This is a genomic window from Aminobacter anthyllidis (assembly GCF_018555685.1).
GTDB classification, from domain to species: Bacteria; Pseudomonadota; Alphaproteobacteria; order Rhizobiales; family Rhizobiaceae; genus Aminobacter; species Aminobacter anthyllidis.
On record NZ_JAFLWW010000018.1, the window covers coordinates 14,023 to 35,944 of the forward strand.

The 21,922-nt window shown below is 59.3% G+C and carries 25 protein-coding genes; 6 read left to right on the top strand and 19 right to left on the bottom strand.

What is annotated here, in order from left to right:
* Positions 1-143 precede the first annotated feature (143 nt).
* From J1C56_RS31955 to trbB, 17 genes are all read right to left on the bottom strand, one after another.
* Complete coding sequence (locus J1C56_RS31955; RefSeq protein ID WP_214393937.1) at positions 144-1,160, bottom strand: YihY/virulence factor BrkB family protein; 1,017 nt, start codon at positions 1,158-1,160, stop codon at positions 144-146.
* Positions 1,161-1,350: 190 nt separating this feature from the next.
* Entirely contained in the window at positions 1,351-1,653 is a 303-nt protein-coding gene (locus tag J1C56_RS31960; RefSeq protein ID WP_246592274.1) for a YybH family protein, read from the bottom strand.
* A gap of 93 nt (positions 1,654-1,746) precedes the next feature.
* Complete coding sequence (locus J1C56_RS31965; RefSeq protein WP_214393938.1) at positions 1,747-2,337, bottom strand: hypothetical protein; 591 nt, start codon at positions 2,335-2,337, stop codon at positions 1,747-1,749.
* Positions 2,334-2,459 (bottom strand): hypothetical protein, encoded by a 126-nt coding sequence (locus J1C56_RS33395; RefSeq protein ID WP_275945199.1) that lies wholly within the window; start codon positions 2,457-2,459, stop codon positions 2,334-2,336. Before J1C56_RS33395 ends, J1C56_RS31965 begins: the two co-directional genes overlap by 4 nt.
* Positions 2,460-2,514: 55 nt before the next feature.
* Entirely contained in the window at positions 2,515-2,997 is a 483-nt protein-coding gene (locus J1C56_RS31970) for a transposase (RefSeq protein WP_214393939.1), read from the bottom strand.
* A gap of 228 nt (positions 2,998-3,225) precedes the next feature.
* A complete protein-coding gene (locus tag J1C56_RS31975; protein WP_214393940.1) occupies positions 3,226-3,927 on the bottom strand; it encodes an autoinducer binding domain-containing protein in 702 nt (233 codons plus the stop codon).
* A 629-nt stretch (positions 3,928-4,556) separates the two neighbouring features.
* Positions 4,557-5,864, bottom strand: coding sequence for an IncP-type conjugal transfer protein TrbI (gene trbI / locus J1C56_RS31980; RefSeq protein ID WP_214393941.1), 1,308 nt, complete (start codon positions 5,862-5,864; stop codon positions 4,557-4,559).
* Between the two features lie 11 nt (positions 5,865-5,875).
* A complete protein-coding gene (gene trbH / locus J1C56_RS31985; protein WP_214393942.1) occupies positions 5,876-6,304 on the bottom strand; it encodes a conjugal transfer protein TrbH in 429 nt (142 codons plus the stop codon).
* Positions 6,305-6,306: 2 nt separating this feature from the next.
* Complete coding sequence (gene trbG / locus J1C56_RS31990; protein ID WP_214393943.1) at positions 6,307-7,155, bottom strand: P-type conjugative transfer protein TrbG; 849 nt, start codon at positions 7,153-7,155, stop codon at positions 6,307-6,309.
* Between the two features lie 17 nt (positions 7,156-7,172).
* Complete coding sequence (locus J1C56_RS31995; protein WP_214393944.1) at positions 7,173-7,835, bottom strand: conjugal transfer protein TrbF; 663 nt, start codon at positions 7,833-7,835, stop codon at positions 7,173-7,175.
* Positions 7,836-7,852: 17 nt separating this feature from the next.
* Positions 7,853-9,043: a P-type conjugative transfer protein TrbL gene (gene trbL, locus J1C56_RS32000; protein WP_214393945.1), complete on the bottom strand. Its 1,191-nt coding sequence runs from the start codon at positions 9,041-9,043 to the stop codon at positions 7,853-7,855.
* Positions 9,037-9,249, bottom strand: a complete 213-nt coding sequence (gene trbK, locus J1C56_RS32005) for an entry exclusion protein TrbK (protein ID WP_214393946.1) — start codon at positions 9,247-9,249, stop codon at positions 9,037-9,039. Before trbK ends, trbL begins: the two co-directional genes overlap by 7 nt.
* Positions 9,246-10,001 (bottom strand): P-type conjugative transfer protein TrbJ, encoded by a 756-nt coding sequence (gene trbJ, locus J1C56_RS32010; RefSeq protein WP_246592285.1) that lies wholly within the window; start codon positions 9,999-10,001, stop codon positions 9,246-9,248. Before trbJ ends, trbK begins: the two co-directional genes overlap by 4 nt.
* 25 nt (positions 10,002-10,026) lie before the next feature.
* Entirely contained in the window at positions 10,027-12,501 is a 2,475-nt protein-coding gene (locus J1C56_RS32015; RefSeq protein WP_214393948.1) for a conjugal transfer protein TrbE, read from the bottom strand.
* A gap of 13 nt (positions 12,502-12,514) precedes the next feature.
* A complete protein-coding gene (locus tag J1C56_RS32020; RefSeq protein WP_214393949.1) occupies positions 12,515-12,814 on the bottom strand; it encodes a conjugal transfer protein TrbD in 300 nt (99 codons plus the stop codon).
* Positions 12,807-13,184, bottom strand: a complete 378-nt coding sequence (locus J1C56_RS32025; protein WP_214393950.1) for a TrbC/VirB2 family protein — start codon at positions 13,182-13,184, stop codon at positions 12,807-12,809. Before J1C56_RS32025 ends, J1C56_RS32020 begins: the two co-directional genes overlap by 8 nt.
* The gene (gene trbB, locus J1C56_RS32030) at positions 13,168-14,145 is read right to left on the bottom strand and encodes a P-type conjugative transfer ATPase TrbB (RefSeq protein ID WP_214393951.1); all 978 of its coding nucleotides are present in this window, start codon (positions 14,143-14,145) and stop codon (positions 13,168-13,170) included. The genes J1C56_RS32025 and trbB overlap by 17 nt, the downstream gene beginning before the upstream one ends.
* Positions 14,146-14,486: 341 nt before the next feature.
* Here trbB and J1C56_RS32035 point away from each other — a divergent pair, with 341 nt between their 5' ends.
* The gene (locus J1C56_RS32035) at positions 14,487-14,687 is read left to right on the top strand and encodes a hypothetical protein (protein ID WP_214393952.1); all 201 of its coding nucleotides are present in this window, start codon (positions 14,487-14,489) and stop codon (positions 14,685-14,687) included.
* A gap of 175 nt (positions 14,688-14,862) precedes the next feature.
* Here the strand turns inward: J1C56_RS32035 and J1C56_RS32040 are convergent, their stop codons facing one another.
* A complete protein-coding gene (locus tag J1C56_RS32040) occupies positions 14,863-15,771 on the bottom strand; it encodes a LysR substrate-binding domain-containing protein (protein ID WP_214393953.1) in 909 nt (302 codons plus the stop codon).
* A 103-nt stretch (positions 15,772-15,874) separates the two neighbouring features.
* Between J1C56_RS32040 and J1C56_RS32045 the strand changes: the two genes are divergently transcribed.
* The 5 genes from J1C56_RS32045 to J1C56_RS32065 all read left to right on the top strand — a co-directional run bounded on the left by J1C56_RS32045 (position 15,875) and on the right by J1C56_RS32065 (position 20,068).
* Positions 15,875-17,269, top strand: coding sequence for a M20 family metallopeptidase (locus tag J1C56_RS32045; RefSeq protein ID WP_214393954.1), 1,395 nt, complete (start codon positions 15,875-15,877; stop codon positions 17,267-17,269).
* Between the two features lie 31 nt (positions 17,270-17,300).
* Positions 17,301-18,131 carry a transporter substrate-binding domain-containing protein gene (locus J1C56_RS32050; RefSeq protein ID WP_214393955.1) on the top strand — a complete coding sequence of 277 codons (831 nt, stop codon included), beginning with the start codon at positions 17,301-17,303 and terminating at the stop codon, positions 18,129-18,131.
* A 6-nt stretch (positions 18,132-18,137) separates the two neighbouring features.
* Positions 18,138-18,848 (top strand): ABC transporter permease, encoded by a 711-nt coding sequence (locus tag J1C56_RS32055; RefSeq protein WP_246592275.1) that lies wholly within the window; start codon positions 18,138-18,140, stop codon positions 18,846-18,848.
* A gap of 5 nt (positions 18,849-18,853) precedes the next feature.
* Positions 18,854-19,591: an ABC transporter permease gene (locus tag J1C56_RS32060; RefSeq protein ID WP_214393957.1), complete on the top strand. Its 738-nt coding sequence runs from the start codon at positions 18,854-18,856 to the stop codon at positions 19,589-19,591.
* Between the two features lie 273 nt (positions 19,592-19,864).
* A complete protein-coding gene (locus J1C56_RS32065; protein WP_214393958.1) occupies positions 19,865-20,068 on the top strand; it encodes a hypothetical protein in 204 nt (67 codons plus the stop codon).
* Between the two features lie 369 nt (positions 20,069-20,437).
* Here J1C56_RS32065 and J1C56_RS32070 read toward each other — a convergent pair whose 3' ends face one another.
* A complete protein-coding gene (locus tag J1C56_RS32070; RefSeq protein WP_214393959.1) occupies positions 20,438-21,010 on the bottom strand; it encodes a DNA-3-methyladenine glycosylase in 573 nt (190 codons plus the stop codon).
* Positions 21,011-21,922 lie beyond the last annotated feature (912 nt).

Below are 21,922 nucleotides of genomic sequence, written 5' to 3' on the forward strand. Positions count from 1 at the left end.
TTCACTCCTTCGAAATGCGCGGAGGGGTTGGACGGTTCCCGGTCGTAGTGAAGCAAATGGTGCTTAGGCGCCGGGCGTGCCACCGCGGGCGGCGATTTCGCAATTTGGCAGCCCCGCTATCTCGACGTCGCGTGACCAGCCGCTCACCTTTGGCGAGACCTTCTCGGGATCACCAGTCGAGCCGCCAGCATGCCCACGCAAACTGCCATGGCCATCAGGGACACCGTTGGTAGATCTATCGGTTGGGAGCTGGCAGCGATACCGGGCCTAGCTATGGTCGACGATGTGGCCATGTCTGCATCGACCACCGGCTGAAGATCAGTTCTGCTGCCATGCCTTACCGAGTAAGCCCGGGTCAGCTCTGCTCCGAAGAGAAATATCTGCGAGGAGTAGAAGACCCACAGCAGGATAACCAGCAGACCTCCGGCGGCTCCATATGAGGATGCTGCGGCGCTGGTACCAATGTACCAGCCGATAAGCGATTTCCCCAGTGTGAAGAGCGCGGCCGTGACAAGAGCGCCCGTCATGACGTCGCGCCACCCGAGCCTGCGATCCGGCAGAACTTTGTAGATTGCAGCAAACATGGCGGTGATAAGCGCGAATGAGACAAGGGTGTTGACCACTCCGAGGATCAGGGTACCGAAGGGCAGATTTGCGTTGATGACGTCGCTCATGGCGGTGATGGCCGTACTGGCGACAAGGGAAACAAGAAGCAGAAACCCTAGTGCCGCGACGAGGCCCAGGCTCGCAGCACGTGCCCGCACCAGTCTTGAAACCGAGTTGCCAGAGGGTTCGACCTTCCAGATTGTGTTCAACGCCGTTTGCATTTCGCCAAACACTCCCGAGGCACTGACAACTAGCGTCACCAATCCGATCAATGTCGCCCATGCACCAGCAGTTCTTGCCGAGGCGCCCTCGAGCGCCGCCTGAAGCAGGTCAGCACTTTGCGGTCCCATCAAACCGGAAATCTGCGCCGACAGCGCCAACTGGGCAGCTTCGTTGCCAAAAGCTACTCCGGCGACAGCGACAACGATGAGAAGGATCGGCGCTAGCGACGTTGCCGCATAAAATGCCATCGCCGCGCCGTGGCTGAAAGCGTTGTCAGTGACGAAAGCAAATGCGCTTTCCTTGATCAAAGCCCAGGCATCCACAAGTCGCATTAGCACCTCCCTTGGTCATGACATAGGTCCATGTCCGCAAGGGTCGAGAAAAGAAGTGAAGCCTTGATGGAATCGTAAGGTGCCTGTTGTCCGAGGTTGGCGCGCAAGGCGCCAGCTTCGCGCTCTCTATTCGATGATCTTCCAGTAGGAATCCTTGCGGATCACCTTGCCCGCTCGGAATGTGTAGAAGTCACAACCTTGCACCTCCACGCGCTTCCCCTCGCGCGTGGTTGCCGTGAGGATCCATTTGGAGATCCCGAACCGCGTCCACAAAATGTTCCGCGTTGCCATAGTGGACGTCGGGCAAACCGTCGAAGCGTGTGCTGATCGCTTTTCGTACGTTCGGCTTTCCCTCAAACCGTGAACCCCAACGCTCTGTTCCCCTTGGCATTTCCAAGACGCAGTCATCGGAAAAGTACTCCATGATGAGGTCGAGATCGTGCGCGTTGAAAGCATCACATAGGCCGGTCAGCGTCGATCGGATGATGTCCATCGTTTCGTCTCCATCCATCAGGATATGCTCTGGGTCGCCAACTGCCCCCGCGCAACCGGTCAGGTCGAAACGATGATGCTCTGCCTCTGGGGCCTAGCTGAGATCAAATCGCTCAAGCATTTGCTTGAGCCGCAAGTTCTGATCACGAAGGTGTTCGACCAATAGCTGTCTGAGGCGTTTGTTCTCTGCTTCAAGCGCGGCGATAGCGTCCAGTGTGAGTGGCTCGGCAGCAATTTTGGACTGCTCGGATTGATCCTTGCTATTCCGTGCAGGCTGGCCGCGCCGGGCGCGTCGTTGAGGAGTGCGCTTTGATATCTTTCGAGGCCGTGACGAATGCAGGTCCTCCTGCGTTGCCCCAACAGACGCGGCCTCAGGCTGTTCGGCATTGAGCTCAGGCAACCCAGTCGCCGAATTGCCAGTAGCCGCGCTAGCGATTTGAGCAAGGTCGGTGGCAACTGCTGGTTCGTCTACGGAGTGCGTGTCGACCTTAACAGGCGATGTGACCGCACCGGTGCTGGCGCTATGGCGTGCGTGGCCCGGATAACTCAAATCCGCCTGCTGATCTTCGACCTCTCTGGCCAACGCCTTGAGATCCGTATCTCCCCAAATCGAGTTTGCCGGCGACTTTGACTGCCGCCGCGGCGATTTGAACTCAACAACGAATTTCCGCTGTGGCGTCTTCATGGTCCATTCCAGGCAATATTTGATAGTGGCAGGCGCTCGTGGGCATGACTGCTCTTCATGTGCACATACAGCACGCAGCTGTCCGCTACAACGGACAGCGCAATGGCGTTGCTGGTCAGCATTGTTACTCCGCTCGATCGAGAGCGTCGTATTTCATTTGGCACGTTTGCGAACGTTCTAGTTCAGCCCCAGCCTCTTGCGTAGCTCGAGGTTTTCTGCCCGCAGCTTTTCCGCCAGCAGGCCGCGAAGCCGATTGTTTTCCGCTTCGAGCTGAACGAGCTCAGCCAGATCACTGCCGCCACTAGCGGTCCTCTCGACCTTCCGAGCGGCCGGGACTTCGTTCTTCTTGGCGGCAGGCTTTTGCTTTTCGTTGCGCTTCCACTGATAGTAGGTCTGCACCGATATCCCGGCGCTTTTGACCACCTCCTGCAGTGTGCTCATGCCCTCGGCAACTTTCTTGCCGATCAGCTTGAGCTTTTCGGCTTTCTCACTTTCGCTATACGTCTTGCGTTTGGGACCTGGCTTTTCTACAGACGCAGGTTCTGACGCAGCACTACCGGCTTCCGCAGCCTTCTTACGCCTCGGCGACTTCTGCTGCTTAACAACAATTCCGTCATCCGTTTTACCGGCTACAGCCGATGCACCGTTTTCGTCATCCATATGTGTCGCCCTCATTTGAGTAGCGCCATTACTCGAACGAGTAGCAAGTGGAGTCAACACTGTCAGGAAAATCGTCTTTAAGGCAGTGGCTGCTAATGTAACACTCCGCGCTTGGTGCGGTGGCCAAAACCATCAATCCAATTTCTGCTTTCCAAGCCTAAGGTTCATCGCGTGGATATCAAGCGTAGTCAGCTTGGGTGAATACACTCTGGTGCCTAGTAGATTTCGTCAGATAATTCTTTTGTCTTTTGCGATTGAAACGGCCTGCACCAAATTGGTCGCGTCAAGTTTCTTGCGGGCATTGTCGAGATAGAACTGGACGGTTCGATACTGGAGATTCGTGATGAGTGAGATCTCTCGCATGTACTTGCCCTTCGCTGCCCATTTTAAGCATACGGCCTCTTGAGATGACAGGCTCAAAGAACAACTCACGAGCTCGGTGTCGGCGATAGCGCGTAGCCGATGATGTATGTACAGGACGGCCTGTTCCGCTCGCGCCACGCTGCCAATCGTCGGACTTGTCGCCTGCGCAGTTGTGAGTGACAGCATCAGGATGCTGCCATAGCTGCCCTCCACCGGAATCGTCAGCCCGGAGTGGAGGCCGTATTGCTTGGCCATGGAGCGGAACCGCTTTTCTTCGGTCGTGAGATAGCGGCTTGGCCAATCCTGAGCAGACCAGGCGAACATTTGCATGAGGCGCTTTGCCATTGTGACGACCGGGTCGATACGCGCAAACTGGCTTTCCAGATAGTCATTCTGCCACTCGAGCGGATAACTGTTGATCGTAGAAATTTCCTTCGACGTTATCTCAAAATAGGCGAAACGTTCGAAGCCACAGGCAATCGAGAATAATTTCAACGCACTTCTGATCGATCGCTGGTCGTTCGATGTGTCGAGTGCATCGATGAGTGCCGTGATCTGTCCGTCCAAGTGTCCTTCTCCGGGCTCAGAGATTATTGTAACGACTTCCCAATGCCTGAGGTATCGGACGGGTAATCACACGCAATCGCATAATCTGGCGATTGACGTCTCTAATCATTCATGAAGGCACCTCACACGGTCGACGGCATCTATGGGCCTGCCCGCGCAAGGGCGAAGCAGGTTACGATCATCGAGCTGCCTGCGGCTCAAATGTCAGTTGTAAGATCAGTTATAAGAATTGTGCGAGTTTCTTATAATGACGGTCGAGTCATGAAATCTCGCAGAGGTATTCGCGGAAGCCTGGACCCGTGGATTGTCGCGAGGCCATCAAAATGGGGCTGAACCTGCTTCCAGAAAAGCACCAGGAAGGAGTCCTGATTACGCTGAAGGATGGCTTGTCTTCAATAGGCTTGGACCTTAAGGGGTTCGGCAATACCGAAGCAACTGTCAAACCGTAGTCGCCCATATCACCATGCTTGGAGAGTGACCGCGCCTATCGGCAGCGGCTACTAACCCTTGGAGGACGCTTTGGGACCGAACGGCTGATGGCCGCGTTCGCCAGGAAATCGGAACCATTTTGAGGGGGCAGAGAGGCGGAGGCCAAGATAAGGTCGCCAGCCCGCTCGCCGACCATGGTCTCAACCTCGATAAGCACTTGGAAAGACAATGTCCTGGTCGACGAGAACGTTGAACTTATAGCCAGGTCGGATTTCGAGGGTAGGTTGGACGTCGAGATTCTTGCTGATGGTGCGTTCAGCGACGCGCCCAAAAGTCTCGGCGAAATTCCGCCGGGCGGCATCGGACGCAGTGTCGTGGTTGGCGCGCGTCGATGAATTTGGCACAGCCATGTCGATGCCGGTGCCGATGATCGCGAGGAGGATCGCCGAGCCGAATGTCTTGAAATAATGGTTGTCGACCTTGTCCTTGAAGCCACCATTGCCTTCAGCGTCTGTGCCCGCCATGCCGCCGATCTGCAAAGTCGAGCCGTTCGGAAAGATGATGTCGGTCCAGACAACGAGCACGCGTGATTGGCCGAACGAAACCTCGGCGTCGTAACGGCCGAAAAGCTTGGTTCCCCGGGGAATGAGCAGACGATGACCGGTGGCACTGTCATAGACGTTCTGACTGACCTGGGCGGTAATGCGGCCGGGCAGGTCGGAAGTGATGCCGGTGATCAATATCGCCGGTATTACCGAACCGCGTTTCAGTTCGTAGGGCGATTGCTGTGGCAGGAGCTTGTTCGGCAGATAACCGAGTTCCCTCATGTCAGCGTTGTAGAAGTCTTCCTTGGCGCGCTGGCCATTCGGATCAAGGCTCTGACCGCCGATACCCGCCTGGAGTGCCGCAGCATAGAGATTGGCAGCCGAGGCAGAGGTAGCCGATGCTGCCGGGGCATTGCCGATGTCCGTCAGTTCGCCCGTTTCGGCCGCTTCAAGCTTGTTGAGGCTGATGGTGAGAGGCGAGTCATAGGCAGCGTCATTGGCCTGCAACCGTGCCATCTTCTGACGATGGCGCTCACGAATGTATTGCTCGCGCTGCTCACGCTCGAGGCGAGCTTTCCAGACCTCCTCGGGTTCGCTCTGTTCGACAGATTGCCCATCGCTCCGTGGTCGGGCTTCGAACGGATTGTCGGTCGCCTTCTGCGGCTCCGCCGGAGCAATCGGTGACGGTTGCAGTGTGGCCGCTTCAGCCGGCTCACCGATGATACCGTCCGACACTCCACGTTTCAGGTGGTCGGCGAATGTTGATGCCGAGATGTTCGAGGCGGCGTCGATGGCATCGTCACCACGAAAGAACAGGCCGCGCGACGTCAGGCCAAAGATGATGACGGCGAAGAACAGTATGACCAGAAGGCCGGCCACAATCACCGGCAGCCGGTTGAGGCGGCGGATACCAAAGCCGCTCTCCTCGTTTGGCGCACCGCCGAGCTTCAAGGATTGAACCATGCCTCCCTCCCCTATCCGCGGCGCATGACTGAGAGCGGACTTGCAGGAGATGCCCCCGACAGTGTCGTCTGGTAAGCGCGTCCGAGTTCAACGGTGCTTGTCGACATTCGCACGAGGATCTGGCCCTCATGGCTGTCGACGACATAGGCAAGAGGGATCTCTTTCTGGCCGTCCGTTTGCTGGTCCGTGGCGACGGCATAACCCCACCCCTTCAGCGACGTTTCGAGCGCCTGGCCGAAGGGTGAGCTGTCAGGTTTCAAGATGATGGTGCCGTTTGCCGGGCCAATCTGTTCGGCAAACTTGGTCACCATGTCGCCTGCAATGGCGCTCGCAGCGGATCCGGAAATCTCAGGCGGCGCTGAACTGGCGACGAGGCCGTCGGTCGTGGACGTCTGACAACCGGCGCACGATAAAAGCAGAACGGCAAAGGTCCCGCGCATTCTCAGCCCCCTCGCCTGATGGTGATCTTTTCCTGTTTCCAGCCGACCCCCGAGACAAGGACAGCGCGCTCGACATGATAGTCGACCACCATCATGTCGCCTTTCATCCGATAATTGACGACCCGGTTCTCTCCCCCTGAAACTACGAACAGCACCGGAGCATCCTGTCCGGAGATCGATCGCGGAAACTGGATGTAGGTCTTGGTCCCGTCGGAATAGACCCGTGTCGGGCGCCAGCGGGCATTGCCGGAGACGGAATAGCCAAAATTCAATTGCTCAGCCGGAACGCCTGCGCCTGGAACTATGCTTGCTTCGAGCCGTGCGTTCATGTCGGCCAGTTTCGCGCTCACATCTTCCGGATACTCAAACCCGACACGCGCCATATACTGGTTTTGATGCGACTTGAGCTGGATGTGGTAGGTACGTCGTGATGTGGTGACCACCATCGACGTAACAAGATCTGGCTCGGACGGCTTGACGATCAGGTGGATCGCCTGTCCGCCGATGGCGCCGGAGGTCGCTGGCTCAACCTTCCAGCGCACCGTATCGCCGACCAGTACGTCGCGCACTGCCTCGCCTGCCTGGAGCTCGATGTCGCAGACCTGCAAGGGCGAGCAGACAACGGAAGGCTGGATTTCGCCATAGAGAAAAATAACCTTGCCGTCGGCGCCCTTGGTGACGAGGCCCTTCTTTCCGCGCCATTGCCCGGAAATTCCTGTCCCCTTTTGCTCGTTGGCACTCATGCCCTCGGCATGGGCTTTCGGCACAAAGGTTGGAGCGGCGCAGAGTGCAGCGACGATCGTGGCTGCGACGGGGAGAATTGCACCGACGTTTCTGGTGGCAATGATCATGAGTGGGGCTATGCCTTTCATAGCTGAGCGGTCCAGTCGAAGTCGCGCAGGTAAAGACCGATAGGGTTGAGCCGGATGACTCCCTCGTCCTGGGGCGCGGTCAGCGTGACGGTGGCGATGCCGCGGAAGCGACGCAATGCCGTCTCTTTGCCCTTGCGGTCGCGTTCGAATTCGGTCCAGTCGATCTGGAATGATTGCGGTGAGAGCGCCACGATGTTGTTGACCTCGATGGAGACTGTCGCGGTCCTGGCCTTGTCGAAGGGCGAGCTCGATCGGAACCACGCATTGACCTTCTCGGTCGCAGGATCTGACGTCCTCAAGAGCGCATAGGTACGGTCGATATATTGTTTTTGGACCACCGCATCGGGCGTCACGCTACGGAAATTGGAGACGAAGCTGCCAAGGGTCGCGCGCACGACACGCGTGTCAGCATATTCAATCTGCTGCGGGAAGCCCGCATGCGCTGAAGTCCCGAGCTTGTCGACTTCCACGATAAAGGGAACGAGCTTGACTTGCGTACTCTGGAACAGCGCATAGGAGAAGCCGATCACTGCCATGGTCATTCCAGTGATGCCGACGATGCGCCAGCCGGCAGCAGCCCTCACATAGGAGCCGTAGCGCTCGTTCCATTCCTGGCGAGCGGCGAGATAGGGGTTTTCGGGCGGGTTGCGCTCGGCCATGACTGGCGTTCTCCATGCTACTTGTTCTCGTTGAGAGGCTGCGGAGATGGCGCGGGCTTGCCCGGTGGCCTGCTTTGGTCGAGTTTGGCATTGGCAAGCCCGAGCAAAGACCCTGCGTGGGCTCCCGGCGAGGCAATCGCCTTTTCCTTGGCCGCAGATCCAGCAGCCCATCCTGCATTACCGATGCCAGCGGCCATGCCGCGTAGGGCTGCAGCCGCCATGGAAGAGCCACCTGCTCTGGCCGCACTTGCCGTCGCAGCGCCACTGGCGGCGGCACTTGCGCCAAGGAAGGCACCACCAGCCGCGAAGGTCGCTGCTTGCCCGCCATGTCGTATCGCCTCCATGCCACCGGCGACGGAGGCTCCTTGCACCACACCCTGGAGGATAGCCGGCACGTACATGGCGATGATGAACACGACGACGGCTATGCCGGCGATGGCGAGTGTGGTGACAAACTGTTCGGACTTGCCCGTCGGTGCGTCAGCCAGACCAAGTAGAACCTCCGAGCCGATCCGCGCGATCATGACCAGCGCCATCAGCTTCATCCCGACCGAGAAAGCATAGATGAGGTAGCGAACGGCAAAATCCTTGGTGAAGGACGAGCCGCCGAGGCCGAGCATGATCATGCCGGCGAGAAGGCCAACATACATCTCAACGAGGACTGCAACGAAGATCGCCGCGACCAAGCTGAAACAGACGACCACCACGACCATGGCGAAGACGGCGGCGATCGCAAGGGCATTGTCTTCGAACAAGCCGAACTTTGCCTGTTCAGACATCTTCGAGGCGACGCGGATGCCGGCGTCGAAGATGTTCGCGGGTGATGCTGATCCGCCACTGGCGCCGATCTGGAAAAGGCTGTCGACGATCGCCTTGGCGAAGCTCGGGCCCTGGTCCAGGATGAATGCGAAGAGGCCAATGAACATGATCCGGCGCACGAGCTCTCCAAACCAGCTGTCGAGCGAGGCGGTGTTGATCGCGAGCCAGACAGCAGCGATCGCAACCTCGATCCCGGCAAGGATCCAAAACAGCGAACGGGCCGCGTTCATCACCGTCGTCTGCCAACCACGCGCGGCCGTCACGACTTGGTTCTCGAGTGTGGTCAGCACCGAACCCTGCTGCGCCAACACAGGCGTACTGGCGAGCAGGATCATGCCGATCACTGTGAAGGCGAGCTGGCAACTGGCGGCTTGTTTGATTGTTACCATCGCGGCCGCATCTCCTGACCGCCGCGTACGTCCCGATCCGGATTGCCGCCGAAGAAGTTTTCAGCCCGCTCGCGCCGCGCGGTGGCCGATATCGATGCGGGCCCCTCGTTCACCCGTGCGGGTTGCCGCAGCATCCAGATAGCGCCGCCCGCGCAGAAGCTGATGACGACCCCAATCGCCATTCCAATGATCATGGAAGAGTTCACCAGCGCGGCTCCATCATTTGGCCGCCCCGCACATTGGGCAGTGTCGAATCGAAGAAGTTTTGGCGCCGCGCCTGAGCTAGGTCCTTGTCCGCCTGTCTGGACTGGAACCATGTTCCCATCATCGTCGTCTGTTGCGAGACCAGCCCGCGAAGCTTCTGGAATTGCGCCACCTGCTGGGCCGCTATCTGATGGCCGATCTGAAGCGCTTTCATCTGGCCGTCGGCGGTCTCCGACATGGAGCGCAGCGAGCTCATGGTGGATTCCTCCGAGGTGAATTGGTCAGCCGTCAGCCCTGCCGCCTTCAGCGTACCGGCGATGGTGTCTCGGTTCGTTTCCGACCAGGTCTGGTAGTTGGCGGAGAAGGTTTCGCCATCGGCGAGGCCCGTCTTGAAATCGGCAAAGCTTTGAAAGCGCTGCTTGAGCACGTCATCGACATTGCCCATCGAAAAAGCGATGCTCTGGCCCTGCCGGACCACGGCTTGCAGCTTCTTGAGGTCGCCTTCGACCTGCCCCCAAATGTGCTTGGGCAGCCGGGCGGTGTTTTGAAGCAGGTTGTTGTAGATATTAAGCTGGTTCTGGATCTGCTCGGCTAGCTGCGTGATCTGCTTGATCTGGTTGTTGACCTGCTCGGCCGACTTGCCGACAAGCGCGATCAACTCGGCATTGTTGAGGAGCTGTGTCCATTCGGTTGCCTGGCCGGTTACGCCGCCGGCGTGACCGGTTATCGGCGCGACCGTGATGACGATGAACATGACCGCGGCACCGGCCGTTCGCAGCCTATGCGGACGGAAACAACGATGCATGGCCAACTCCTCTCAATTCGAGCCAATGGGTCGGCCAGTCCAGGCCGTGTTCGCGCTTCAGGGCCAAGATGCGTTTGAGATCGTCCTTGCCAGAGGCGCCGACGAAGGACAGGGCGACCGGTCCGAGCGACATATCGAACAGTCGCCGGCCTTCCGGCGAGGCGACGTAGTACTCACACTTGGGAACGGCAGTGGCGACGATTTCGATCTGGCGCTCGTTGAATCCGATGCGCTGGTAGAACTCACGCGTGCCTGCCTCGCGCGCCGCCCCATTAGGCAGGCAGATCTTTGTCGGGCAGGATTCTTTCAGCACATCGATAATGCCGGAGCGTTCCGCGTCGGAGATCGACTGGGTGGCGAGTACGACAGCGCAATTGGCCTTGCGCAGCACCTTCAGCCATTCCCGGATCTTGTTGCGAAAAGTCGGGTGACCCAGCATCAGCCATGCCTCGTCGAGGACGATCAGGCTGGGTGCGCCGGTCAGGCGCTTCTCGATCCTGCGGAACAGATAGGTCAGGACGGGGACGAGGTTGCGCTCGCCCATATTCATCAACTGCTCGATCTCGAAGGTCTGTAGCGATGCAAGCGACAGGCCGTCGCTTTCAGCGTCGAGCAGGTGTCCCATCGGGCCGTCGATGGTGTAGTGGTGAAGTGCCTCCTTGATCTCGCGCATCTGGACGCCGGACACGAAGTCCGAGAGCGAGCGTCCGCGGGCCTCCGCCAACAGTGCGACTTGCTTGGAAATTGCATTCCGGTGATCGGGCGTGATGGCAACACCCTGCAGCGCCACGAGCGTCTCGATCCATTCCGATGCAAATGCCTTGTCGGCGTCGGTGGAGAGATCCGAGAGCGGGCAGAAGGCGAGTGCCCGACCGGAGTTCGCCCCCTCCCCCGCTGAAACCTCGTTATCTGCCCCGATCTCGTAGTGATCGCCGCCAGCGGCCAGTGTCAGTGGCAGCATGGATAGACCCTTGTCGAAGGCAAAAATTTGGGCCTCGGGGTAGCGCCGGAACTGGGCCACAATGAGTGCCAGCAGCGTCGACTTGCCCGACCCGGTCGGCCCGAAGATCAGTGTGTGGCCGACATCGTCGACATGCAGGTTCAGCCGAAACGGTGTCGAGCCCGACGCAACCTGGATCAGCGGTGGAGAGGCCGGTGGATAAAAGGGGCAAGGAGCTATTGGGCTTCCGGACCAGACCGAATTCAGTGGAATGAGATCGGCAAGGTTGCGTGTGGTGATCAGCGGCTCGCGGATGTTGGCGTACCAGTTGCCAGGCAACGAGCCAAGGAAAGCGTCGGTCGCATTCAGCGTTTCGATCCGCGCTCCGAAACCCTCTGCCTGGATCAGGCGCCGCACCGCTTCACAGTTCTCCCGAAGGCGAGTGCTGCTTTCGTCAAACAACACGATGACAGGCGTGTAGTAGCCATAGGCGACCAGCTGCGAGGAAGCTTGCGCGATAGCATCCTCCGTCTCTGCCACCATCGACATGGCGTCCTGGTCGACCGCGCGCGACTGCGTCTGGAACAGCTGGTCGAAAAACGGCCGGACCTTCTGCTGCCACTTCTTGCGGGTGCGCTCGAGCTTCTGGCGGGCTTCCTGGTCATCGAGGAACATAAAGCGCGACGACCAGCGATAGCTTAGCGGCATCAAGTCGAGGGAGTTGAGGATGCCGGGCCAGCTTTCGGCCGGCAACCCGTCGATCGCAACGACGCCAAGAAAGCGGTTCTCGACAATTGGTGTCAGACCATGCTGAAGCTCGGCTGTCACCAGCCAGTCGAGATACATAGGGATGTCAGGCAGGCGAACGGGATGGTTCTCTCCCGTGATGCAGAAGCGGATGAACTGGAACAGTTCGTCGTAGCGCGCGCTCACAAAACCACCGCGCTCCTCGACCGATCGCGTTACCATCCGCCTGATCGACAAGACGTTGGCGAGATATTGCTCGACTTCGCGGATCGATGTCTCAAACGTCTCCAGCACCGTATCGGCATAGGTTGCCGCCCGGCTGCCCGCGTCCGAATAGAAATAGCGGGTGAGCCCTGATCTTTGCCGCACCGGCGCACGATAGGTCAGGATCAGCGCATGCCGGCTCTCATAGTGTCCCTTCCCTCGCTCGAAATGCCCTCGCCGCTCGTTGTCGATGGCGCGCGTTACTGGATCGGGAAAATGGCATTCCGCTGTTGCCGGATAAGCGACGGTGGGTACCCGTACCGCCTCGACCTGGATCATCCAGCCCGAGCCGAGGCGCGAGAGGATCGCGTTGATCTGGCGCGAAATCTCGTTGCGCTCGGTATCGGTAGAGCTCTCCGAATCCGGGCCTGCGAAGTACCAACCTGCCATCAAGCTTCCGTCCTTGAGCAGGATAACGCCATTGGCGACCAGCCCCGCATAAGGAACGAGATCGGCAAAGGACGGGCCAGAATGGCGAAAGGAACGTAGTGCTACCATGGCTCTGTGCCCCTCAGTATCGGCGCCAGGGCGTCGAGGTGGGTCGGTAGTGCGGTCGATAGGAGATGTGTCTGATGTAGACGCGTCGCATCATCGGGTCGGACCTGGCCATCATGCGAAGTGCTGCGACCACCACGATCCAGACCGTTATCCCAAACAGCGCGGAATAGAGCGTCAGCACCACGAAGATCAGGATTACCGCCGCGAGCCCGGTGACGAGCACCAGTTCGCGGTCCGCCCCCATCAGCAGGTTCGGGCGCGACAGAGCGCGATGGATGCGGTTGCGCTGGAGATTGGGTCCAACGTCAGCCATACCGCCCCTCCCCTTTCTCAGGAGACACATCAGCGGCTCCAACATCGCCGATGGAGGCGCCTGTTGCGCCGAACAAGGCGACGATCTGAGTGGCGCCGAGAAGAATGCCGGCAACCAGCACCACATACATGAGCCTGCGCGCGAAATCGTTGAGCTCGCCGCCGAAGATTAGCATGCCGCCGGCAACGGCAACGGCCGCCAGCGCGATGAAGCCTGCAACAGGTCCCGTGATCGATTGCTGGATCCGTTGCAGCGGGCCTTCCCAAGGCAGCCCACCGCCTGAACTGGCAAATGCTGGATCGGCCAGAATGAGTGAAAGCGACAGCGTGAAAGCGCCAATGATGAGAACGGTGTTACGGTCGTGCGACATGGCGCGGCTCCTCGATCTGCGCGTAAATCTCGGTCTGGTACTGAGTGCCGGCGAAACGCTCGACGTGAATGACATCGCGTACCCGTCGGCCCTTGGGCGTTCGTTCGATCGACACGACGAGATCGACTGCCTCCCCGATGACTTCTTGCATCGGCTGCAGGCTGACCTCCGATGTCAGTTGTTCGAGGCGGCGTAGCGCCGACATCGCCGTGTTGGAGTGAATGGTTGTCACGCCGCCGGGATGACCAGTGTTCCAGGCCTTCAGCAACGTCAAAGCTGCGCCATCACGGACCTCGCCGACAATGATCCGATCTGGTCTCAGCCGCATCGTGCTCTTGAGCAGACGGGCCATATCGATCGTATCGCTGGTGTGCAGCGTCACAGCATTCTCCGCAGTGCACTGGATCTCCGCCGTGTCCTCGAGAATGAGCAACCGATCCTGCGGCGCCGTTTCGGCGATCTCGGCGATGACCGCATTGGCCAGGGTCGTCTTGCCTGACCCCGTCCCACCGGAGATAACGATGTTCAACCGGGAAGTGATCGCATTGCGGATCACTGATGCCTGTCTCTCGGTCATGATGTTGAAAGACACATAATCGACAAGTGGGATCAGCCGCGAAGCGCGCCGCCGGATGGTAAAAGTTGGGGCCGAGACGACGGGCGGCAGCAACCCCTCGAAACGATGCCCGCCGATCGGCAACTCGCCCGAGATGATCGGGCGATCCTCGTCGGCCTCGGAGTGAAGTGCGTGCGCGACGCTGCCAATGACGATCTCGGCAGCGGCGGCATTCATCTCGCCGGCTGGCGCAATGCCATGTCCAAGCCGTTCGATGAAAAGCTGTCCGTCGGGGTTCAGCATGATCTCGACGACAGATGCTTCATCGAGTGCCGCGCAAAGGTCGTGGCCAAGTGCATCCCGCAGCTTATGTATGAGGCGAGGATGTGAGCGAAGTTGCACCATGTCGGATGCCTCATGCCGCTTCGTGACAGGTGGGGGAAACTTTGGCGCGCGTTGGTCCGAGCAGGACGGGCCAACGCAGCAAGTTCCTCGTCGGTCCTTGAGCAGAACCATGTCTTGCACTCGCCATCGTCCCCTCAGTCCCCAGCGGTTGGATGGGGACGAAGTCATCACAGATTGCATTTTGGGGAGAGTGTAGAAATCTACAGTCGCCTGCGATGGCCAGCCGGGCGCGCAAGGCAGCGGCTCCCGTTCTGTTAACCTTCGGTTAACGAAACTCTTGCTCGTCAGGACCTTTTAGTCTTCACTAATTTTAAGGGGTGGATTAGGCGGGAGAGGGGAAGATGAAATTCCACGATGTCCGGGAACAGCTGAGGACCGTTGGGGTTTTGATCAGCAAGCGAGGCTGCGAAATTCGGATCAATCATTTCGGGGGAACACCCGAGACTGCATTTTTCACATCAAGCTTGGATGAGGCGCTGGCGGCTGGCCTGTCGATGGCGAGACCAAAACATCTGCCCAAGCAATGGTGCTCACAACGTTAGCTGAAAAATCCGCTCGCCTCTGGTTGCGACCAGCGTGGCTTGCGATCAATATGACTCGACGCATCCAGTCTTGTTGCTGGCGTGAGGATGTTCCTGGGCATGGGAGATCCCAAGCGAGACTATGAGGACAGCGTTGGGGCTGTGAGCCGGAAATAGAGCGACAGCAAAAGGGTCCTCAACTTTTCTTCATGCCTTCGTCGACGAGCCAGCTTCTCAATACGGCGACTTCCGGACGAGCGAGACTGGCTTCGGCCGTCATCAACACATAGGGTTGGCGGATTGGCAGGGAGATGCCGAATGCATCGACGAGACGCCCGCTGTCGAGTTCTCGTTCGACCATGAAGTCGGGAACAAGGGCGAACCCTGCACCGGCCAGGCAGGCTTCGATGGCGAGATGCACGAGATTGAACGACAGCGTGGTGCGCAGTTCGAGGGGGCCAAAGCCTGTGGCAGCGAACCAGGCTTCCCAGCCCTCGTCGTGCCAGCCGGGTTCGGCGAAATCCACCTTGATCAGCGGTCGTGACAGCAGATCGGCTGGGGTCGGCGCCGCTGGCAGGCCGGCGCTGACCTCAGGCGACGAAACGACCACCAGCCTGCCACCGATGAGCGTATCCTGCCGAACGCCAGGGATCGTTCCGCGGCCATGATAGATGGCGAGATCGGGATCCCGCTCGTTGGCACTCCAGCGGTGCGGCAGTGCCAAGACAGCAACCGAAATGTCTGGGTGCGCAGCGTGGAAGCTGCCGATGCGAGGCGCCAGCCACTTGGTCGCCAGTGAGAACTGGCACCGCACAGTGACCGTGCTTGTACCGCCGGGTGCCCGCGCCGCCACGCTCGCTGCGGTGACTTGATCGAAGATGGCACCGAGCCGCGCCGCGAACACGCGGCCGGTCTCGGTGAGCCTCACGCCATTCGCGCGTCTCTCGAACAGCGGCCCGTCGATCCAATCTTCGAGCTGCTTCATTTGGTGGCTGATGGCCCCAGGCGTCACGCCCAACTCACCACCTGCACGGGCGAAACTCAGATGGCGTGCGGCTGCTTCGAAGGCGCGCAGAGCTAGAAGGGGCGGCAGATGTCGCGTCATGATCCAGACTCAATCTGGCTAAGGCAAGCCGAGAGAACTTTTAGTTTGCGCCTACATTCTTCGCCGTGACATCGTCCTGTCAAGACAAGGAATGAGCAGGATTATGCCTCGGAACCAAGCTATAGCAACCGCAACTGCCTTTGCGGCAAACGGCCGTTTCCTGGCCGACCTTACCCGGCGGGTCGCAATCGCGACCGAGAGCCAGAAACCGGAGCGGCTCCCGGAATGCTTCCGCTATCTGAGCGAGATCAGCGCAGACTTTGGCCGCCTCGGCTTCTCTGGCGAGATCATTGAGAACCCGGACCCGACAGGCGGTCCGTTGCTGATCGCGCGCCGCCACGAAGGCGACGATTTGCCGACATTGCTCGTTTACGGTCATGGCGACGTCGTGGCCGGAATGGAAGGTGCTTGGGCTAATGGTCGCGATCCATGGCGCGTCAGCGTTGAAGGCGAACGCATCTATGGGCGTGGCACCGCCGACAACAAGGGGCAGCACACTATCGTCATGCTGGCACTGGAAGCAGTGCTTGCGACCCGCGGAGTCCTCGGCTTCAACACGGTGGCACTGATCGAGACCTCGGAAGAGACCGGCTCAGCTGGCTTGCGCGAGGTCTGCGAGGAGCATCGATCAAAGCTTGTGGCTGACTGGCTGATTGCGTCGGACGGGCCCCGGCTCGCCATGGGACGGCCGACCCTCGACGGCGGCACGCGGGGCACCGTCGATTTCGACCTGGTTTGCGATCTCAGATCGGGAGCGCATCACTCCGGCAACTGGGGTGGGCTCATTGCCAATCCGGCCGTGATCCTGGCCAACGCGATCGCCAGCCTGATATCGGCAACCGGCCGCATCAATGTGCGTGCGATATTGCCCGCGGAGGTCCCACCAAGCGTGCGCGTGGCCCTTGCCCAGATCGAGTTAGAGACTGAAATTGATGGCCCTGAACTCGATCCATGGTGGGGCGAGCCAGGCTTGTCCCAGCCCGAACGGGTCTTCGGATGGACGGCGCTGGAAGTGCTGGCGATGACAGCTGGAACGCCTGCCCAGCCGATCAACGCCATCCCGCCGCAGGCTTCGGCGAGGCTGCAGATTCGCTACACTGTGGATACCAATCCCGCCACCTTCATGCCCGCCATCCGTGACCATCTCGACGAGCACGGCTTTCACAATGTAGCGGTCGCCCCAAAGGCGAAGGAATCTGACTGGGGAGCAACGCGTCTCGATCCAGAACACCCGTTGATGCGCTGGGCGGCAGCCTCTGTGGAAAAGACTACGGGCGTAAGGCCGACGATCCTGCCCAACGCTGGCGGCTCGCTGCCAAATGATTGTTTTGCCGACATTCTCGGCATGCCCACGGTCTGGGTGCCGCATTCTTATTCGGGCTGCTCCCAGCACGCGCCGGACGAGCACTTGCTCAAGCCCCTCGTGGTCGAGGGACTTGCAATCATGACCGGCCTGTTCTGGGACCTCGGAACGTCCGGCCGTCCTGGCCAAAGCTGACACATCAAGAAGAAACAAAGGGAGGGAGCTCATGTTTGGAAAGCTAGCGAAACTGTCGGGGATTATCTCGCTCTGTGCCCTGCTCGTGGCACCTGCAGCGGCGGAGGGCCAAGTCGAAGTGCGTATTGGCACGGATGGGGGTTACCTGCCCTGGACGTCGATGACGCCGGAAGGGGAGTTGACCGGGTTCGACATCGAGCTGGCGAAACTTGTCTGCGAGCGCATGGAGCGGACCTGCCGCTTTACCGCCCAGCCATGGGAAGGCCAAATCCCGGCGCTCGAACAGGGCAAATACGACATTCTGGTCGGGGGTATCTCGATCACGCCGGAACGGCAGAAGCGCCTGGCGTTCACCCAGAGCTACGGTAACCTCCCGATCAATTTTGCCGCCGCCAAGTCTTCTGGCCTGAACGGCAAGTCGACCTGGCCGGAACTCAAGGCGGCACTTGCAGGCAAGACCATTGGCGTGCAGTCCGGCACACAAAGCCAAAAGTTCATGGACAACGAACTCAAAAGTGAGGTGACCATTCGTCTTTATGACAATCAGGACAGCCTCAATCTCGATCTTCTCGCCGGTCGGATAGACGCCGCACTCGCCGGGCGCTCGCCCTGGATCGCGTTGACTCGCACCCCCCAGGGAGAGCCGATCGAAATCCTGTCCCCAAATCTTGATTTCCAGCAATTCAATTATCTGGGTGTCGGGGTCGGTGGCCTGATGCGCAAGGATGGGCACGAATTGCGCAAGGCCTGGGACGAGGCGCTGTGCAAGCTGAAAGTCGAAGGTGAAGTCAAGCGCATCTCGGAGAAGTGGTTCGGCTTCGACATCTCTGTCAAACCGGACCCGATTATCTGCGGAGCCTGAGCCATCATGAATGGCGGGGCTTCCATCGTCGACCTCTTCATTTGGGGATCCGGGGGATGGTCGAGGCCACTTCTTACTGGCCTTTGCGTGACCGTCGCCTGCGCGAGCATCGGCTACGTGCTCGGCATCGTGCTGGGGCTTGCGGTAGCCTTCGCAAAGCTTGGTCGCAACAGCTGGCTCGCGGCGGCTGCAACGGTCTACACGACACTGTTGCGCGGTGTGCCACCGCTCCTCGTCATCTTCCTCTTGTTCTTCGGCACCAACGGCGCTCTGATGTGGATCGCACGCGGCTTCGGCTACGCCGGCTATATAGAGGTTGACGCCTTCACGGTGGGTGTTCTTGCCGTTGCGTTCGTATCGGCCGCCTATAGTTCAGAGGTTTTTCGCGGCGCCCATGCCGCCATTCCGAAGGGCCAATTCGAGGCTTTTGCCGCGCTGGGCCTGCCGCCCGTTGTTGGCCTGTGGACGGTGATCATGCCGCAGATGTTACGGCTGGCGCTGCCTGGCCTCGGCAATGTCTGGATCCTGGCCATGAAAGAGACAACACTGCTTTCGGTGATCTCGCTGGCCGAACTGATGCGGGTGGTGGGGCTTGCCGGCCGCACCACCGGGCAGCCTTTCGTCTTCTATGGTGCGGCGGCTATCATCTACCTGGTCCTCATCGCGATGTCCTCGCGAGCGTTCAAGGCGGTCGAAGCAAGGATGCGGTGGGCTTAAGCACGATGGATCTCGAAACCACTCTTCACGTCGCGACGGAACTCGCCGGGGCCATCTGGGTCACGCTGGCGCTCGCCGCGGCGACCTTACCGCTGGGCTTCATGTTCGCGGCGCTCACAACCTGGGCCCGCAAGTCGCCCTACCGCTTCGCGCAGACCGTGGCTTCGGCATATGTGCTGGTGTTTCGCTCAACGCCGCTACTGGTCCAGATCTTCGTGCTCTATTATGGCCTCAGCCAATTCGCATGGGTGCGCTCGAGCCCCGCCTGGATCGTGCTTAGGGATCCTTTTGCCTGCGCAATCATCGCGATGAGCCTGTGCGCCGGCGCCTACACGGCGGAGGTGATGCGAGGCGGGCTGGCGGCGGTGCCCCAAGGAGCGATTGAGGCGGCCCGTTCATTAGGGCTCTCGCGGTTCAAGACTTTCTTGCTGGTTACTGCGCCGATCGCGATGCGGCGGGCGCTACCTGCTTACAGCAATGAGATCGTCGTCACGCTCAAATCGACCTCTCTCGCCTGCACTATCACTGTGATGGAACTGACAGGTGTCGCCAAGGACCTGATGAGCCAGACGTTCGCCGTCATAGAGGTGTTCTGCATGGTGGCCGCCATTTATCTTGCGATCAACATGATCCTGATCTTCGCCCTTCGGTCGCTGGAGCTCTCCTTGTCGCCGGCCTATCTGCGGCCAGCCTCCAGGATGCGACGAATGATCCCCTGGATGTCTCGCTCAATTGCGCGATGACGGTCGGGCACTGCGTGAGGGTCCGCAGGCACAGGTGGTGCAGCTTCGACTGCATGTCACTTCGAAAAGGCCCCGGCCCACGGGTTTCAGTTGGTCACATTCCTACGGCCACGGCAGGCGGTATGCATCACAATGGTTGGGTACTCCTATCTAGGACCTGCCTAAATAATTGATATTGTTAATATATTTATTGCGTCCTTATTGTCGTTCCCGCAGAAATGGAGGACACTGCACCTGAAGGAAACCCAAAAGCGCTCTATGTCTCCGCTTCCAATGAAGCAAGTTTCGCTTGCCATCAATCCCGCAAGGCACTGGGGGCAGATCAACATCGTGAAAATCGCCAATCAGGTTCAGAATGACAATCCGCACGAAAATGTTGCGTTGGAAGACATCTTGAGCGTAGCGCTCGATATGGCGCAGGCGACCGGAAACGCGATTGTGCTTGAGAAAATCGAGGCCCCTCACCTCTCGCAATAGGCCCAACTGAAACAGGCCCAACTGAAACTGCGGGGCCTAATACGCCATTCGGCGCGGAGCCTCGTTGGCACTACCGATTGCAACGAGTTTATGTTCGACTGACCCCGAACCATTGGGTGCTGGCGCATGATCCCAAAGCCTGGCGGTGTTTAGGCCTAATGATGAGCGTCGTCAGTACAGCATTGATTGCAGACATCCGCTTTCCATAGGGGAGTGCTTTATGTTGCATTGGTTACACCTAACATTCTGCCAGGCTGACCAGTTGCAACAGAACCCCACCCAGGCAGCCACGAGCTGCTGCGCGTTCCCCAACGCGGGCGCCGGGACGATGTTCGATCCTGTATCGTGGAGCGCATGGCGAGCGTGGCCCTAATCCCCTGCCCTAGTCGGCGGCCGGGGAAAACGAACGCTCAAGAAAGGCGACCCGGCCAATCCAAAACGCCAAGCAACATCTGTGCCCCGACTGATTCCAACGCGCGTCCCGTTCACGATGTCTACATCGCTGCCTCGTTCCAGGGTCAATTCGAACGGCGGTCTATCAAGGGGAAGACCGTCCAGCTCGCCACCGATCTTGAGCGCCGAGGTCAGTTTTCCTGGACCGGAGCAAAGTTCTCGTGGATCGCCCCAGCGCCCTCGCCTTTGCCGCATGACGTCAACTTGCCATCGTGGCTCCAAAGCGCGCAAAAGCACTGCGCTTCCTGGTGTGCAAACAAAGTTCAAACACCAGTGGAGACCATGCGAGCGATACACATAAGCGGTACCCGGCCTGCCAAACATCGACTTGTTTCGAGTGGTCGGGCCGCGGAAGCTGTGGGATGCCGGATCGTCAGCCTCATAGGCTTCCGTTTCGACTATCAGGCCGCCGCACCCGTCAACAAGGAAACGGCAGCCAATCAGATTTTGAGCCACAATGTGAGCGGGCTGTGAGAACATGTCCCCCATTGGGATCCCTACTCATCGCTGCAGCTAAAAGGTCTCTTCCACATAGTCTTGAAACCGTCAGGATGGGCCGAGTTCGTCTCGCCGTAGTGACTGCCCTCTCGTTGCGGGCTCCGCGAGATGGGGTGCGGGTCCGCAATCTCCCCGCCAGAATCCTTGTATGTGGCAAATAACGCTGCGCACCCAAATTGGTTCAGCAGGTCAATGCGTCCTTTGCCCTCGGCGTCTTGTCTTCAGATGGCATGCGCCTCAATCTATGGCTGGGTCCTAAGAAGCTCGTTGAGACGAAAATCTCAACCTCCGAACACCTAGCCTCAGGTGCCTCTGCAATGCGAAAACGGCGCGGTGCCAACAGTGGCAACGGCTAGACAATCGGGCACGCCTAGTCACGACATTGTCGCGGAACCCAGATCTCGTTCACGCCCATACTCCTTGAGGCGTGCTCCGCCGCTCACGCACCGGGAACTTCATTGACCGCTTGGCGTTGTGACCAAAATGCCCATTGAGGGCATTGGGAGGAGTGAAGATGAACAACATCATTTATCTAGTCGGCCTAGTCGTGATCGTCTTGGCGGTCCTTGCGTTTTTCGGGCTTCGTTAGGTTCAGCGTTTTACCGGTTCCCCTCCCCGTCTCGGCGCCGACCGAAATAGCTGTCTGGTTTCGTCCTACAGCCAACGCTGGCGTGTCGTGGCGTGAATGCGCGTTAGTCGGCCTGATAGGCGGGGCAGCAACAGTGTAAATCGTCTTGGTGCCAACCTTGTCCCTGCGACTCAGGCGCCGCCATGAGCAAACAGGATCGGCCTCACCACCGTGCATATTCGAGCCGCCGGCTGCCCAAACCTGCACGGCCAGGACGGCAATCGGCGCGAATGAACGCTTGTGGCGGAAGCGACGGCGCAAGTAGATGCCCTACG